The 15,345-nt window shown below is 71.3% G+C and carries 10 protein-coding genes and 2 pseudogenes; 7 read left to right on the top strand and 5 right to left on the bottom strand.

Annotated elements, in window-relative coordinates; translation table 11 throughout:
• Nucleotides 1-4 precede the first annotated feature (4 nt).
• The 3 genes and pseudogenes from BN1197_RS06475 to BN1197_RS18100 form a co-directional block, all read right to left on the bottom strand.
• Nucleotides 5-2,098 (bottom strand): PTS transporter subunit EIIC, encoded by a 2,094-nt coding sequence (locus BN1197_RS06475; protein ID WP_040157454.1) that lies wholly within the window; start codon nucleotides 2,096-2,098, stop codon nucleotides 5-7.
• 25 nt (nucleotides 2,099-2,123) lie between these two features.
• Complete coding sequence (gene ptsP / locus BN1197_RS06470; protein WP_245851843.1) at nucleotides 2,124-4,052, bottom strand: phosphoenolpyruvate--protein phosphotransferase; 1,929 nt, start codon at nucleotides 4,050-4,052, stop codon at nucleotides 2,124-2,126.
• A gap of 85 nt (nucleotides 4,053-4,137) precedes the next feature.
• A pseudogene (locus BN1197_RS18100) lies at nucleotides 4,138-4,917 on the bottom strand (glucose PTS transporter subunit IIA); the annotation flags it as partial.
• A gap of 244 nt (nucleotides 4,918-5,161) precedes the next feature.
• On the opposite strand from BN1197_RS18100, the gene BN1197_RS06455 reads away from it, so the two are divergent.
• The 5 genes from BN1197_RS06455 to purL all read left to right on the top strand — a co-directional run bounded on the left by BN1197_RS06455 (nucleotide 5,162) and on the right by purL (nucleotide 12,262).
• The gene (locus BN1197_RS06455; protein ID WP_040157448.1) at nucleotides 5,162-5,641 is read left to right on the top strand and encodes a DUF3995 domain-containing protein; all 480 of its coding nucleotides are present in this window, start codon (nucleotides 5,162-5,164) and stop codon (nucleotides 5,639-5,641) included.
• A 68-nt stretch (nucleotides 5,642-5,709) separates the two neighbouring features.
• On the top strand, nucleotides 5,710-6,831 hold the full coding sequence (locus BN1197_RS06450) for a GuaB3 family IMP dehydrogenase-related protein (protein WP_040157447.1): 1,122 nt from the start codon (nucleotides 5,710-5,712) through the stop codon (nucleotides 6,829-6,831).
• A 57-nt stretch (nucleotides 6,832-6,888) separates the two neighbouring features.
• Nucleotides 6,889-7,713 carry an SURF1 family protein gene (locus tag BN1197_RS06445; RefSeq protein WP_052466122.1) on the top strand — a complete coding sequence of 275 codons (825 nt, stop codon included), beginning with the start codon at nucleotides 6,889-6,891 and terminating at the stop codon, nucleotides 7,711-7,713.
• A 106-nt stretch (nucleotides 7,714-7,819) separates the two neighbouring features.
• Nucleotides 7,820-8,185: a DUF3817 domain-containing protein gene (locus tag BN1197_RS06440; RefSeq protein WP_040157445.1), complete on the top strand. Its 366-nt coding sequence runs from the start codon at nucleotides 7,820-7,822 to the stop codon at nucleotides 8,183-8,185.
• A gap of 132 nt (nucleotides 8,186-8,317) precedes the next feature.
• A complete protein-coding gene (purL, locus tag BN1197_RS06435) occupies nucleotides 8,318-12,262 on the top strand; it encodes a phosphoribosylformylglycinamidine synthase (RefSeq protein WP_040157443.1) in 3,945 nt (1,314 codons plus the stop codon).
• A gap of 133 nt (nucleotides 12,263-12,395) precedes the next feature.
• Here the strand turns inward: purL and BN1197_RS17700 are convergent, their stop codons facing one another.
• Nucleotides 12,396-12,584 carry a hypothetical protein gene (locus BN1197_RS17700; RefSeq protein WP_245851856.1) on the bottom strand — a complete coding sequence of 63 codons (189 nt, stop codon included), beginning with the start codon at nucleotides 12,582-12,584 and terminating at the stop codon, nucleotides 12,396-12,398.
• A 70-nt stretch (nucleotides 12,585-12,654) separates the two neighbouring features.
• Nucleotides 12,655-12,984, bottom strand: a pseudogene (locus tag BN1197_RS17695) (NADPH-dependent FMN reductase); the annotation flags it as partial.
• Between the two features lie 175 nt (nucleotides 12,985-13,159).
• On the opposite strand from BN1197_RS17695, the gene guaA reads away from it, so the two are divergent.
• Entirely contained in the window at nucleotides 13,160-14,770 is a 1,611-nt protein-coding gene (guaA, locus tag BN1197_RS06425; RefSeq protein WP_040157441.1) for a glutamine-hydrolyzing GMP synthase, read from the top strand.
• Between the two features lie 143 nt (nucleotides 14,771-14,913).
• Complete coding sequence (locus BN1197_RS06420; protein ID WP_040157439.1) at nucleotides 14,914-15,288, top strand: nuclear transport factor 2 family protein; 375 nt, start codon at nucleotides 14,914-14,916, stop codon at nucleotides 15,286-15,288.
• The last annotated feature ends 57 nt before the right edge of the window (nucleotides 15,289-15,345 follow it).

The following is a 15,345-nucleotide window of genomic DNA, read 5'->3' as shown; positions in this document are numbered from 1 at the left end:
GAGGTCAGACGGTGGCACCCGTCCGATCGGCCACCGGGCGGGTGGCGACGGCGAGGATCGGCGTACCGCTCGTGGCCGCCCCGGCCACCGAGGCGTCGACCGAGGCGAAGTCGCGCCGGTTGGTGACGACCATCGCGACGAACCGGCGACCCTCTGCGGGCGAGAGGGTGAGCAGCGGGGTGCCCGTCTCCACGGTGTCGCCCGCCTGCACGCGCGGGTGCGCCGCCTCGTTCTCCTCGCCGTCGACGACCTCGCGCAGCAGCAGTTCGACGCCGTTGGCGAGGGCGAGACCGACGGCGGTGCCGTCCTGCGAGGTGAGGAGCACGGTGCCGGCGGCGGGTGCGACGACGGTGTCGCCCGTGGGGACCACCGCGACACCCGGACCGACGATGCCCTCGGCCAGCGCCGGATCGGGCACCTGGGTCAGCGGCACGACGTCACCGTCGACGGGGGCACCGATCTCGATGAGCTCCGAACCCTCGGCGAGCTCCGGCACCGCCGGCCGGCGGGCTCCGGTTCCTGCACCGACCGCGCCGGCGCCGACCGCGCCCGGGGCCACGGCGCCGTCGGCGGCCGGGGTCTCACCCGCGGCCGGCGGGATGGCGGGGTCGACCAGCCCGGCTCGCTGGACGGCCTCGGCCTCGGCGCGCTGCTCCGGCGTCATGTAGTCGCTGAAGTACACCAGCGCCATCGCCGTGAAGAACGCGGCGGCGACCGCGCCCGCGTAGAGCGGGATGTTGTCGAAGGCCGGGATGGTCAGCAGCGACGTGAACACGAACGCCTGCGTGTGCAACCCACCGCCCAGGCCGATGATGATGCCACCGATGAGACAGCCGACGAGCATCCGCGGGTAGATCCGCTTGTACCGCAGGTGGATGCCGTAGAGGCTCGGCTCGGAGATGCCGCCCAGCAGGCCGGCGGCGAGGGCACCGGTGGCCGTCTGCCGCATCTGGACGTCCTTGTGCCGCATCGAGCGCATGAGCACGCCGGCGGTGGCGCCGAAGCACGCGAAGTTCCACGCACCCATGGGGCCCTGGATGAAGTCGTAGCCGAGGGTCTGGATGTTGAGCAGCATGATCGCGTTGATGGGCCAGTGCAGACCGAGCGGCACCATGAACGGGTACGCGAGCGGAATGACGATGGCGAAGATGAACGGGCTGATGTCGTTGATCGACTTGAGCACCTGACCCAGCCATGCACCGACGTAGACGCCGATCGGACCGATGAGGAACGCCGTCAGCGGGATCATGATGAGCATCGCGAGGAACGGCACGAAGATGAGCTGCACGTTGCTCGGGATGATCTTCTTCAGCGCCGAGTAGAGCGGGCCGAGAACAGCGGCCATGAGCAGTGGCGGGAACACCGACGAGCCGTAGCCGAAGACCGTCAGGGGGAGTCCCCAGACGTCGAGGATCTTGACCTCGGAGCCGAACACCGTGGTGGTGTGGGCCTGATCACCGAGGGCGGTGAAACCGGGCAGCAGCAGCACGGCCATGATCGCGAAGCCCACCCACGGGTCGGCGCCGAGCTTCTTGCTCGCGTTGTAGGCGATCATCAGCGGCAGGAACGTGAACACGCCCTGCCACATGAGGTTGACGGCGGCCCAGCCGCCCTCGAGCGAGACACGCGGGTCGGCCCAGTTGCCGATGACGCCGAGCGTCGACATCAACGCCATGAACGTGATGAACAACGAGGCGCCGAGCAGGGCGCCGATGATCGGACGGAAGCTGTCGGAGAGGAACTCGAAGAAGTTGTCGAGCCATTCCCGGTTGCCGCGCGGCCCCTTGGCGCGCATCTCGGCCTTGACGTCGTCGTCGGACCTGGGGCCGCCCGCCGCGCCGCCGGACTCCGTCATCGCCGGCAGCTTCTTGATGTCGTTGTAGACCTGCTCGACCGCGCCGCCGATGACGACCTGGTAGCGGTTGCCCGACTGGGGCACACCGCCCATGACGCCGGGGATGGCCTCGACCTCGGCCGTGTCGACGACCGAGCCGTCGGCGAGCTGGAACCGAAGCCGGGTCGCGCAGTGCGTGAGGCTCGTGATGTTCGAGGGTCCACCGACTGCGTCGACGATGGCACTCGCTGGGCTGTCTGCCATGGTGTGTTCCTTCGGAGCAGGAGGCTCAGGCCTCGTCGATGGGGTTGAGGTCGCGCACCTCGCGGGCCGTGTCGGCCTGCAGGGCGCGGGCGGCGAGGTCGCGGCAGTCACCGAGCGACCACGCGCGGACGGCGGCCTTGACGGCGGGGATCGCAGGGACGGTGCACGACAGTTCGTCGACCCCGAGCCCGAGCAGCATGGGCACGGCCTGCACGTCGGAGGCGATGCCGCCGCACACCCCGAGCCACTTGCCCTCGTCGTGCGCGGCCTGGGCCGCCCGGCCGATGAGGGCGAGCACCGCGGGGTTGCACGGGTCGACCTGCGGGGCGAGGCGCGGGTGGCCGCGGTCCATGGCAAGCGTGTAACTCGTGAGGTCGTTCGTGCCGACGCTGAAGAAGTCGGCCTCGCGCGCGAACTGCTTGGCCATGACCGCGACCGAGGGGACCTCGACCATGATGCCGAGCGGCACACCGGCGACGCCGAGCGACTGGGACTCCTCGTCGAAGATCGCCTTGGCCCGGCGGAAGTCGTCGACCGTGGCGATCATCGGGAACATGACGTTGAGCTCGGCGCCGGCGTCGGCCGCCCGCAGGATCGCGCGGCACTGGGTACGCAGTACGTCGGGGCGTTCGAGGCCCACGCGGACGCCCCGCACGCCGAGGAAGGGGTTCTCCTCCGGCGCGATCGGCAGGTACGACAGCGGCTTGTCACCCCCGACGTCGAGAGTGCGGATGACGAGTCGCTGACCGGGTGCGAGGGCGCGGGCGACGTCGGAGTACAGGTCCGCCTGCTCGTCCTCACTCGGGGCGGAGGACCGCTCGAGGAACGCGAACTCGCTGCGCAGCAGCCCGACTCCCTCGGCGCCGTACTTCTGCGCCTGCGCGGCGTCGGCGGCGTTGCCGACGTTGGCGACGACCTCGACACGGTGACCGTCGGTCGTGCGCGCCTCCTCGAACGCGGCCGCCAGGTCGGCCTCGCGGCGTGCGGCGATGCGCTCCTGTCGCTGCCGCAGGGCATGGACCTCGTCGTCACTCACCCCCTGCTGCAGCGAGCCCTTGGCGCCGTCGAGGATGACGCGCGTGCCGTCGGGGATGTCGAGGGCGCGTGCGTCGATGCCGGCCACGGCGGGGATGTCGAGGCTGCGGGCGATGATCGCCACGTGGCTGGAGGCGCCGCCGGTGGTGGTGGCGAACCCTGCGACCTTGGACGGGTCGAGCTGCGCGGTGTCGGACGGGGTGAGCTCCTCGGCGACGAGGATCGAGTCGGCGGGCAGGTCACGCTGCTCGCGGTGCTGACCGGTGAGCTCCTCGAGCACCCGCTGACCGACGTCGCGCACGTCGGTGGCGCGGCCGGCGAGGACCTCGTTGTCGAGACCGGCGAGCGTGTCGGCGTAGGACGAGTAGGCGGCGCGCCAGGCGAACTCCGCGCTCTTGCCCTGCTGAAGGCCATTGCGGGCCTGGTCGAGCAACTCGGGGTCGGCGAGGATCTCGGCGTGCGCGTCGAAGATCGCCGCCTTGTCGGGCTGCCCGTCGAGGGAGTCGCGCAAGGCCGTGATGCGCGCCGTCGCGCGGTCGACGGCATCGTCGAGCCGGCGCCGTTCGAGGGCCGGGTCCTGCGCGTGCTCGACGACGTCGACGACGTGCGGGCGGATCTGCACGACGGTGCCGACGCCGAGGCCGGGGGAGGCGGAGACGCCCAGCAGCAGGTTCGGGTCCCCCGACTCCTCGGGTGCGGTCGGGGCGGCTCCCACCGCGGTGGCTCCGCCCCCGCTCGACGCGGCGTCCGTCGGACGGACATCGGCAGCCGCAGCCGCACCGGTCCCGGTGGATGCGGCGGGTGCGCCGGCGACCTCCTCGCCCAGGCCCTCGCGGATGCCGGCCGAGAGCGCGTCGATCGCCTCCCGCGCATCCGGACCGGCGGCGGCGAGCTGCACCGTCGTCCGTCGGACGGACATCGGCAGCCGCAGCCGCCCCGGTCCCGGTGGATGCGGCGGGTGCGCCGGCGCCCTCCTCGCCCAGGCCCTCGCGGATGCCGGCCGAGAGCGCGTCGATCGCCTCCCGCGCATCCGGACCGGCGGCGGCGAGCTGCACCGTCGCGCCGTTGCGCAGACCCATGGCCATGACCGCCATGATGCTCTTGGCGTTGGCCGACTCGCCCTCATGCCGCAACTGCACGTCGGCGGCGAACCCCTTGGCGAGGTTGACGAGAGTCGCCGCCGGGCGGGCGTGCAGGCCGGTGGGATTGAGGATCGTCAGTTCGTCCGAGGTGAGCATCGGCGCGTCACCGCCGGTCTGCGACGCGGTCGGCTGCGGGGTGCCGGTTGCGCCCGAGGCGGCCCCGGCCGGAGCCTCGCCCGCGAGCGTCACCCGTGCGGCGACGTCTCGACCGGCGTTCACCATGCCGATGACGGGGTCGATCGAGGCCACGCGATCGCCGTTGGCGATGACGACCTGGGTGAGGACGCTCTCGGCGCGCTGCGCGACCAACGGCAGGTCGAATCGCACGAGTTCGTCGCCGACGTGGACCTTCGTGCCCACCTCGGCCTGGACCTCGAAGCCCTCGCCGTTCATCCGCACGGTGTCGAGGCCGATGTGCATGAGCACCTCGAGCCCCTCGGTCGAGCGGACCGTGACGGCGTGGCGCGAGTCGTGGACGTGGGCCACCTCCCCGTCGACCGGCGCCACGAGGACCCCGACGAGGGGATAGACGGAGAAACCGTCGCCCACCATCTTCTTGGCGAAGACCGGGTCTGGCACCTCCTCGATGGGCACCATCACACCGGTGATCGGCGCCACCAACTCGACGGGATCGGCAGGCATGGCCGGGTCCTCTCTGCGCTGAAGGAACGCCCGTGGATCGTCCAGCGCGGACGACCTCGGGCGAGCAGGGCAGGCCCACGGTAACCCCGAGCTCCGACAGAGGCGCGCGGACGGGATCGTCGGATTGGACGTGAGTCCTGCTCGGCTCGTCCGCCCCCTCTTGCCCACACACCGCGGTGTTCCGACGCCGTCTCGTCGCCGCCGCGTCACGTCCGGGACACGCGCCGTGCCTACCGTCGAGGCCATGACCCGACCCGGAATCCCGTTCTTCGTCGGAGCCGCGGTCGCCGGGCTCGCCCATGCGGCGGCGAGTCTCTACTGGACGCTGGGTGGCACGTGGCTGCTCGACACCGTCGGAGCGTTCGCCGTGCGGATGCAGGAGGAGGGCGGGCTCGCGATCCGGGCGATGCTCGCCGGGATCACGGTGATGAAGATCGCCGGCGCATTGGTGCCGCTCGTCGACCACCTGCGTCCCCCCGCCCACCGGTGGGTGCGGGTCGTCTCGTGGCTCGGGGTCGCCGTGCTCGTCGCCTGGGGCGGGATGGGCATGCTCGGCTCCTGGTACTCCCTCGCGACGGGCACCGCGCTGGTCACGAGCGGCGAGCAGGCGGCGCTCGTCGGCCACGCGTTCCTCTGGGATCCGCTCTTCGTCGTCTGGGGTGTGCTGCTCGGCGTCGGGCTCCTGCGCTCACGAGGGTGGTGGCGGGCGGGCGTCGCGTCCTGAGGTCGTCCGCTCACCGCTCCCGGCCCGGTCGAGTGGGCGCGGGGCACGGGACGGGTAGCCTGGCCCGCGTGACTGAGATCGAGATCGGCCGAGGCAAGCGCGGCCGCCGCGCGTACTCCTTCGACGACATCGCGATCGTGCCCAGCAGGCGCACGCGCGACCCGGAGGAGGTCTCCATCAGTTGGCAGATCGACGCCTACCAGTTCGAGCTGCCGTTCATGGCGGCGCCGATGGATTCGGTGATGTCGCCCGACACGGCGATCGCCTTCGGCAAGCTCGGTGGCCTCGGTGTGCTCGACCTCGAAGGGCTGTGGACGCGGTACGACGACCCGTCGCCGCTGCTCGCCGAGATCGCCTCGCTCGACCCGGGTGCGGTCACGGCGCGTATGCAGGAGCTGTACGCCGAGCCCATCAAGCCCGAGCTCATCACCGCCCGTCTGCAGCACATGCGCGAGTCGGGAGTGACGGTTGCCGGTGCCCTGTCGCCGCAGCGCACCCAGGAGCACTGGAAGACCGTGGTCGACGCCGGGGTCGACCTGTTCGTCATCCGTGGCACGACGGTGTCGGCGGAGCACGTGAGCAGCCACGCCGAGCCGCTCAACCTCAAGCGGTTCATCTACGAGCTCGACGTGCCGGTCATCGTCGGCGGCGCGGGCACCTACACCGCTGCCCTGCACCTCATGCGCACGGGTGCGGCCGGTGTGCTCGTCGGCTTCGGTGGCGGCGCGGCGCACACGACGCGCCAGACCCTCGGCATCCAGACCCCGATGGCCACGGCCATCGCCGACGTCGCGGCGGCCCGTCGCGACTACCTCGACGAGTCCGGCGGCCGGTACGTCCACGTCATCGCCGACGGCGGCATGGGCCGCTCCGGTGACGTCGTCAAGGCCATCGCCTGCGGCTCCGACGCGGTGATGATCGGCGCCGCGCTCGCCCGGGCCGTCGAGGCGCCCGGCCGCGGGTACCACTGGGGCTCCGAGGCGCACCACCTGCAACTCCCGCGCGGTGAGCGAGTCCACGTCGGCGCCCTCGCGCCGCTGGAGGAGATCCTGCACGGGCCTGGCAAGTCGGCCGACGGCATGACGAACTTCGTCGGGGCCCTGCGCCGCGCGATGGCGACGACCGGATACTCCGAGCTCAAGGAGTTCCAGCGCGTCGAGGTCGTCGTCTCGCCGTACACGCCGGCCTGAGGCGTCGGGCCCCTGGGGGCGGGTCGGGCTGTCGGGGTCGTGGCATAGCCTGGACGGGTGATCCGCACGGCGCTACGACCCAAGTGGCTCGCCCTGTTGGGGCTGGTCGCGGTCGTCGTCGTGCTCTTCGGCTGGCTCGGCCTGTGGCAGCTCAACGTCGCCCAGCGCAAGGGCCAGATCGAGGCGGTGCAGAAGGTCCAACAGGCTCCCGAGGTGGCCGTCGACGACATCCTCGCGCCGCAGACCTCCCTCGACGGCACCCAGGTCGGGCGAGCGGTGCGCGCCACCGGGACCTACGACCCGGCGCACCAGGTGCTCGTCGTCGACCGGCGGCTCGGTGATCGCCTCGGCGTCTGGGTGTTGACCCCTCTCGTCACCGACACCACGGGTGCGCGGCTGGCCGTCGTCCGCGGCTTCGTCGGGCAGGGGGACCCCATCCCGGCGCCGCCGCCCGGAACCGTCACGGTGCGCGGAGTGCTCGAACCTCAGGAGGGCCCGCCGGAGGAGCCACGACTCCTGCCCGAGGGCCAGGTCCAGAGCGTCGACGTCGCGAGCCTGGTCAACGAGTGGTCGGGCGACGTCTACAACGGGTTCGTCCTCGCGAGCGCAGAGGATCCCCCGGCGCGCGACGCGCAGCTCACCCACGTCCCGCCTCCGCAGGTCGACCTCGGCGGCATCAACTGGCGCAATGCCGCCTACGCGCTGCAGTGGTGGATCTTCGCCGGATTCGTCGTCTACATCTGGTGGCGCATGGTTCGCGACGACCACGAGCTGACTCTCGCCACGGCCCTCGACGCGCCCGAGTCGTCCGAGGCGCTCGAGCCCCCCGAGACGCCCGAAGCGTCCGAGTCTTCCGACGCCGAGCACCGGACCGGCGCGTGAGTCGTGGGCGGAAACGACGGCTGTCTCGGCGGGGTGGGGCGGGGGTCCGTGCGGCGGGTCGGGCGTCCTAGACTGGCGTGACCCGTTCTCAGGAGGATCATCCCCGATGACGACCACCACCGTCCCCCGCGGCTTCGACGCCACCAAGACGCGGAAGGCGTTGCCGTTCTTCAAGATCATGGCGTTCGTCGTGGGCATCGGTCTGCTCGTGCTCGTCGTCGAGATGTGGTTCGCCTACGGCATGAAGATGAGCAAGGACGAGAATCCGCTGTCGTGGTGGCCCGGCCCGCACGGCTTCATCTACATGGTCTATCTCGCCGCTGTCGCCAACCTCGGGTTCCCGGCTCGGTGGAGCCTGCCGAAGATGATCGGGGTCATGCTCGCCGGGTGCGTGCCGTTCCTGTCGTTCTACGTCGAGCACCGCGTCGCCAGAGGGGTCGAGGCGCAGCTCGAGGCGGCTCCCGAGCGGTAGGCCCCGCACCGGCCAGGCCGACGACACCGGTCGCCTCGATCGAGTACGGCTTACGGACGGCCCCCGGGGGCTGTCGGTGCCCGCCGGTAGCCTTGCGGTGTTCCACCACGAACGCCTCGAAAGGCCCTGCCCATGGCTGCCACGCACGAGTTCGCCCTCGCCACCCTCGACGGCGGATCCGCACTGTCCGACTTTCGCGCCCGCGCCCTGCTCGCGCGGTTGGAGGCGGTGAATCCGCAGGTCACCGGGGTCGGCGCGCGGTACGTGCACTGGGTGTCGAGCGAGGCGCCGCTCGAGGCGCCTGCGGCGGAGGTGGTCGAGGCGATCCTCACCTACGGCGAGCCGTACACCGGGCCGACGCTCGCTTCGGCAGACGATGAGAGCGGGGGCGTCGAGAACCTCGAGCGCCTCGTCGTCGCCCCCCGGCTGGGCACGATCTCTCCCTGGGCCTCCAAGGCCACCGACATCGTTCACAACTGCGGCATCGACATCCATCGTGTCGAACGGGTGACGGAGTACGCGATCTCGATGGCGCCGGGGTCGCCGCGCGCGACTCCCGAGCAGCGGCAGGCGCTCGCGGCGGTGCTGCACGACCGCATGACCGAGACGGTGTTCGACGCCCGCGAGCAGGCGGCGCAGCTCTTCGCGGAGCGTCATCCCGAGCCGATGGCCCACGTCGACGTGCTGGGGAGTGGCGCGCAGGCGCTCGTCGAGGCCGATCGGGCCTTCGGGCTCGCGCTCAGCGCCGACGAGATCGAGTACCTGGTCGCGGCGTTCACGGGCCTGCGACGCAACCCGACCGACGTCGAGCTCATGATGTTCGCCCAGGCCAACTCCGAGCACTGCCGGCACAAGATCTTCAACGCCGACTTCGTCATCGACGGAGAACCGCAGAACCGTTCGCTGTTCGGCATGATCCGTCACACCGAGGCCGTCGCGGGGGGCCTCGAGAACGGCACGATCGTCGCGTACAAGGACAACGCGTCGATCATGGCGGGCGGCAAGGCGACGAGGTTCGCGCCCGACGGCACCGGCGAGGCGCCGGCCCGGTACGCCGGGCGTGAGGGCGAGGTCCACGTCCTCATGAAGGTGGAGACCCACAACCACCCCACGGCGATCTCGCCGTTCCCCGGCGCCGCGACGGGCGCGGGCGGTGAGATCCGTGACGAGGGCGCGACCGGTCGCGGGTCGGCCCCCAAGGCCGGGCTCACCGGGTTCATCGTCTCCAACCTCGACCTGCCGGGGACGAACGAGCCGTGGGAGGCCCGTGACCAGGGCTCGCCCGGCCACCTCGCGAGCCCGCTCGACATCATGATCGACGGGCCCATCGGGGCGGCCGCGTTCAACAACGAGTTCGGGCGCCCGGGGCTCGGCGGCTTCTTCCGCGTCTACGAACAGATCGTCGACGGGGTCCACCGCGGCTACCACAAGCCGATCATGAGCGCGGGCGGTCTCGGCTCGATCGACGCCGATCAGACCGAGAAGATCGCCTTCGGCAGCGGCACGCTCCTCGTCCAGCTCGGCGGGCCCGGCATGCGCATCGGCATGGGTGGGGGAGCGGCGTCGTCGATGGCGGCGGGCGTCAACGCGGCCGATCTCGACTTCGACTCCGTCCAACGCGGCAACCCCGAGATCGAGCGCCGCGCGCAGGAGGTCATCAACCACTGCCGGCAGCTCGGGGCCGACAACCCCATCCTCGCCATCCACGACGTCGGCGCGGGCGGGCTGTCCAACGCGTTCCCCGAACTCGTCGACGACGCCGGTATGGGCGCGCGGTTCGACCTCTCCGCGGTGCCGCTCGAGGAATCCGGGCTCGCGCCCAAGGAGATCTGGTGCAACGAGTCGCAGGAGCGCTACGTGCTCGCGATCGCGCCGGAGTCGCTGCCGCGGTTCGCCGCTCTGGCGCAACGGGAACGCTGTCCGTTCGCGGTCGTCGGGGTGGCCCGCGCCGACGGGCGGCTCGTCCTCGCCCCGGGCGCCGACGAGTCGATGGACGCCACGAGTGACCTGTCCATCGACATGCCTCTGGAGGTCCTGCTCGGCAAGCCCCCGCGCATGACCCGCGACGTCACCCGCATCGAGCGCTCGACGCCCGAGCTCGACCTCGCGATGTCCGACGAGCAGGTCCGGGACGCGGCCTACGCCGTCCTGCGACACCCGAGCGTGGCGAGCAAGCGTTTCCTCATCACGATCGCCGACCGCACGGTCGGCGGGCTCACCCACCGCGACCAGATGGTCGGGCCCCACCAGGTGCCGGTGGCCGACGTCGCGGTCACGCTGACCGATCACGTCTCGCTCGCCGGGCAGGCGATGAGCAGCGGAGAACGCACACCGCTCGCGTCGGTCGACGCTCCGGCCTCCGGGCGCATGGCCGTCGGCGAGGCCCTCACCAACCTGCTCGCGGCGCCGGTCGAGCTGCGCGTCGTGAAGCTCTCGTGCAACTGGATGGCCGCCTGCGGCGAGCCCGGTGAGGACGCGGCGCTCTACGACACGGTGCACGCCGTCGCGATGGAGCTGTGCCCCGCGCTCGGCATCTCGGTCCCGGTGGGCAAGGACTCCCTGTCGATGCGCACCCGCTGGACCGACGAGTCGGGCGAGGCGCGCCAGGTCACCTCGCCCGTCTCGCTCGTCGTCTCGGCGTTCGCGTCGCTGCCCGACGTGCGCGGCACGCTCACGCCGGTCGTCTCGGCCGGTGAGGAGCTGCTGCTCGTCGACCTCGGCGCGGGCCGCGACCGGCTCGGCGGGTCGATGCTCGCCCAGGTGCGAGGCGAGTTCGGCGGCACCGTGCCCGATCTCGACGACCCGCAGCGACTCGTCGCGCTCGCCGCGGCGATGCCCGCGCTGCGCGAGGCCGGTGTCGTCACCGCCTACCACGACCGGTCGGACGGCGGCCTGTGGGCCGCTCTGGCCGAGATGGCGTTCGCCGGCGGGGTCGGCATCGAGGCCGAGACCGGTTCGCTCGCCGCGCTGTTCGCCGAGGAGCTCGGCGTCGTCCTCGCCGTGAGCGACGTCGACCGGGCACGCGCCATCCTCGCCGAGCACGGCCTGGCAGAGCTCGTGCGCCACGTCGGCAGGGTCACGACCGAGCGCCGTCTCACGGTGCGCGTCGACGGGCATCCGCTGCTCGACGAATCCACGCGCGACCTCGCACAGGCGTGGGACGAGGTCTCCTGGCGCATCGCGGCGTTGCGCGACAACCCCGAGTGCGCGCAGCAGGAGCACGATGCGGTCGGTGGTGACGACCCGGGGCTGCAGGTGTCGACGACGTTCGACCCGACCGACGACATCGCCGCCCCCTACCTCTCACGGGGAGCGCGACCCAAGGTCGCGGTGCTGCGCGAGCAGGGCGTCAACTCGCACGTCGAGACGGCCTTCGCGTTCGACCGAGCCGGTTTCGACGCCTACGACGTCCACATGACCGACCTGCAGAACGGCCGGTTCGACCTCGCCGACGCCGTCGGGCTCGTCGCGTGTGGCGGGTTCTCCTACGGCGACACGCTCGGCGCCGGCGAGGGCTGGGCCCGGTCGGTGCTCTACAACGCCCGGCTCGAGCACGCGTTCTCGACGTTCTTCGCGCGACCCGACACGTTCGGGCTCGGCATCTGCAACGGCTGCCAGATGTTCGCCGCCCTCGCCGATCTCATCCCCGGTGCGCAGGCCTGGCCGCGGTTCACCCGCAACGTCTCCGAGCAGTACGAGGCCCGGCTCTCGATGGTCGAGGTGCTCGACTCGCCCTCGATCTTCTTCACGGGCATGGCGGGCTCACGCGTGCCGATCGCGGTCGCGCACGGTGAGGGCTACGCCGACTTCGGCGCGCGCGGTGACGAGGCGAGCGTTGCCAAAGCCCTGCGGTTCGTCGACGGCCACGGGGCGCCGGCGACGACGTACCCGCTCAACCCCAACGGATCTCCGGGCGGGCTGACCGCGGTCACCACCACCGATGGCCGGTTCACCGCGATGATGCCCCACCCCGAGCGGGTCCAGCGCAACGTCCAGATGTCGTGGACCACGGGCCCGATCGAGCAGGAGAGCCCCTGGCTGCGCATGTTCCGCAACGCCCGCGTGCACGTCGGCTGAGGTCGGATGAACACGCCGTGCGCTCCCGGGCTGCCGGGAGCGCACGGCGTGACACGCGCCCGTCCCGCCCGGGTGGGGGTGGCGGGCGCGGAACGAACTCGAGCGGCGCCCGTCGAGGGCGCGCCGCGGTGCGTCAGTCGCGCAGCGTCTTGACGGCGCGGGCGAGGGGCACGAGCTCGTCGAGCAGGGTGTGGACGCCGGCGTTCTTGCGCTCCCCGGGGGTGACCTCGCCGTCGGTGAACTCGGTGAACGTGCTGAGGCCGACCTGCGCACGCGTGGCGTACAGGTAGGCGTTGGCCACGACGCCCCGCCACGCCTCCACCGACCGGACTCCGTTTGTCGGCGCCGTAGGCGACGAACCCGACCGCCTTCCGGCCCCATTCGGGGTAGAGCACGTCGAACGCGTTCTTGAACGCCGCGGGGATGCCGTGGTTGTACTCGGCGGTGACGAACACGTAACCGTCGTAGCCGTCGATCACCTGGCTCCAGCGCCGCGTGGTCTCGTTCTCGTACTCGCGGTTCGCCGCACCGGGCACCACCGGCTCGTTGAGCAGTGGCAGGTCGTACTCTGCGACGTCGACGAGGTCGTAGGTGGCGTCGTCGCGGGTGGAGGCGATCTCGTGGACCCACCGGCCCACGGATTCTCCGACGCGGCCGGGGCGGGTGCTGCCGATGAGGATGGCGATCTTCACCTGAATCCCTTTCGATGACGTGTCAATCATTACGTGAATGCACCCTACCGTCACGGTTTCGGTGCGAGCACGCCGAAGCGCCTGCCGCGACCTCGCTCCCACGCCGCCTGTGCGTCACTGCCGGCGAAGTGCGTCGGCGCCGCCCCGATAGAGTGGGACCTCTTGCCGTCCCTCGCGCCGCCGGCGCCGATTCGAGGAGACCTCCGTGACCGCAACCCGGCCTGAGGACCTGCACACCGACCCCGTCCTCGTCGTCGACTACGGCGCGCAGTACGCGCAGCTCATCGCTCGCCGCGTCCGTGAGGCGAACGTGTACAGCGAGGTCGTCCCGCACACCACGCCCACCGCCGATCTGCTGGCCCGCCGGCCGAGCGCGATCGTCCTCTCCGGCGGCCCGTCGTCGGTGTACGCCGACGATGCTCCCGGTCTCGACCCCGCGCTGCTCGACGCCGGGGTCCCCGTCTTCGGCATGTGCTACGGATTCCAGGCGATGGTCCAGGCCCTCGGCGGCACCGTCGCCCGCACGGGGCTCGGGGAGTACGGGTCGACGCAGGCACAGCTGCTCGACGTCGACTCGACGCTGTTCCACGGCCAGCCGAGCTCGCAGTCGGTGTGGATGAGCCACGGCGACTCGGTCACCGAGGCGCCCGAGGGCATGCGGGTCACCGCCAAGACCTCCGGAGCGCCGGTCGCCGCGTTCGAGGACGACGAGCGTCGGCTCTACGGCGTGCAGTGGCACCCCGAGGTCATGCACTCGACGTTCGGTCAGCGCGTCCTCGTCAACTTCCTGCGCCAGGGCGCCGGGCTCGAGGGCGACTGGACGGCGTCGAGCATCGTCGAGAGCCAGGTCACGCGAATCCGTGAGCAGGTCGGCGACGCGCGAGTCATCTGCGGCCTGTCGGGCGGGGTCGACTCCTCCGTGGCCGCGGCCCTCGTGCAGAAGGCCGTCGGAGACCAGTTGACGTGCGTGTTCGTCGATCACGGGCTGCTGCGCACCGGGGAGGCCGAGCAGGTCGAGAACGACTTCGTCGAGGCCACCGGCGTCGACCTCGTCGTCGTCGACGCCGAGAAGCAGTTCCTCGACGCGCTCGCCGGGGTGAGCGACCCGGAGGAGAAGCGCAAGATCATCGGCCGAGAGTTCATCCGCAGCTTCGAGCAGGCCGCGCGCGACATCGTCGAGGGCACCGTCGGCTCGAACAGCCCTCAGGACGCCGAGCAGCACCCGGTGAAGTTCCTCGTCCAGGGCACGCTCTACCCCGACGTCGTCGAGTCCGGCGGCGGCAGCGGCACGGCCAACATCAAGAGCCACCACAACGTCGGCGGTCTGCCCGACGACCTGCAGTTCACGCTCGTCGAGCCGCTGCGCGACCTGTTCAAGGACGAGGTGCGTCAGGTCGGCCTCGAACTCGGCGTGCCCGAGGCCATCGTGTGGCGTCAGCCGTTCCCCGGCCCCGGCCTGGGCATCCGCATCATCGGTGAGGTGACCAAGGAGCGTCTCGACACGCTGCGCGCGGCCGACGCCATCGCCCGCGCCGAGCTCACCGAGGCCGGGCTCGACCGCGACATCTGGCAGTGCCCCGTCGTGCTGCTCGCCGACGTCCGCTCGGTCGGAGTGCAGGGCGACGGTCGCACGTACGGCCACCCCATCGTGCTGCGGCCCGTGAGCAGCGAGGACGCGATGACCGCCGACTGGTCCCGTCTGCCCTACGACGTGCTGTCCAAGATCAGCACCCGCATCACCAACGAGGTGCCCGACGTCAACCGCGTCGTCCTCGACGTGACCTCCAAGCCGCCGGGCACGATCGAGTGGGAGTGACCCGCCGTCGCTCGGACAGGCGTTTTCACCCGGCTCTGCGCGGTTGAAAACGCCTGTCCGAGCGGGGCGGTGCGCGAGCGGCTCCGGTCGGCCAGAATGGCCGGACGAGTTCGACGTGTCCGATCCGATGACGGGAGACCCGCATGAGCAACGTCCCGCTTGAGACCCGGTTGAGGCAGACGGTCCAGGGGTACTACGACGCCCTCGACCGCGGTGATGTCGACGAGATCCTCCGTGACTTCAGTGGCGACGTGCTCTATCGCCGCCCGGGATACGACCCGATCACCGGCCTGGAGGGTCTGCGCAGGTACTACACCGCCGACCGGATGCTCGCGCCCGGCCGCCACGTGCTGCGCGCCATGGTCGTCGAGGACACGACGGTGGCCGCTCACGGCACCTACGAGGGCGAACTCAAGGACGGTGGTCGCACGACCGTCGGGTTCGCCGCGTTCTTCACGTTCGACTCCGGTGGCCGGATCATCGAGCAGACGACGTACTTCTTCACGCCGGCGATCTGACACCGAGAGGCATCGAGAGCCAGCGAAAGACCCCGAGACAGGCGCTCTCACCCGGAG

The sequence above is a fragment of the Mobilicoccus massiliensis genome, assembly GCF_000826525.2.
In the GTDB taxonomy this organism is placed as follows: domain Bacteria; phylum Actinomycetota; class Actinomycetes; order Actinomycetales; family Dermatophilaceae; genus Mobilicoccus; species Mobilicoccus massiliensis.
Note: the sequence above shows the minus strand (reverse complement) of the source record. Positions and strands in the feature narration are given on the sequence as shown.

Bases quoted from the DNA above. Each gene is read 5' to 3' on its own strand.
- BN1197_RS06440 (WP_040157445.1), top strand. From the start codon at position 7,820: ATGACGACCACCACCGTCCCCCGCGGCTTCGACGCCACCAAGACGCGG.
- BN1197_RS06475 (WP_040157454.1), bottom strand. From the start codon at position 2,098: ATGGCAGACAGCCCAGCGAGTGCCATCGTCGACGCAGTCGGTGGACCC.
- ptsP (WP_245851843.1), bottom strand. From the start codon at position 4,052: ATGTCCGTCCGACGGACGACGGTGCAGCTCGCCGCCGCCGGTCCGGAT.
- purL (WP_040157443.1), top strand. From the start codon at position 8,318: ATGGCTGCCACGCACGAGTTCGCCCTCGCCACCCTCGACGGCGGATCC.
- BN1197_RS06455 (WP_040157448.1), top strand. From the start codon at position 5,162: ATGACCCGACCCGGAATCCCGTTCTTCGTCGGAGCCGCGGTCGCCGGG.
- BN1197_RS06420 (WP_040157439.1), top strand. From the start codon at position 14,914: ATGAGCAACGTCCCGCTTGAGACCCGGTTGAGGCAGACGGTCCAGGGG.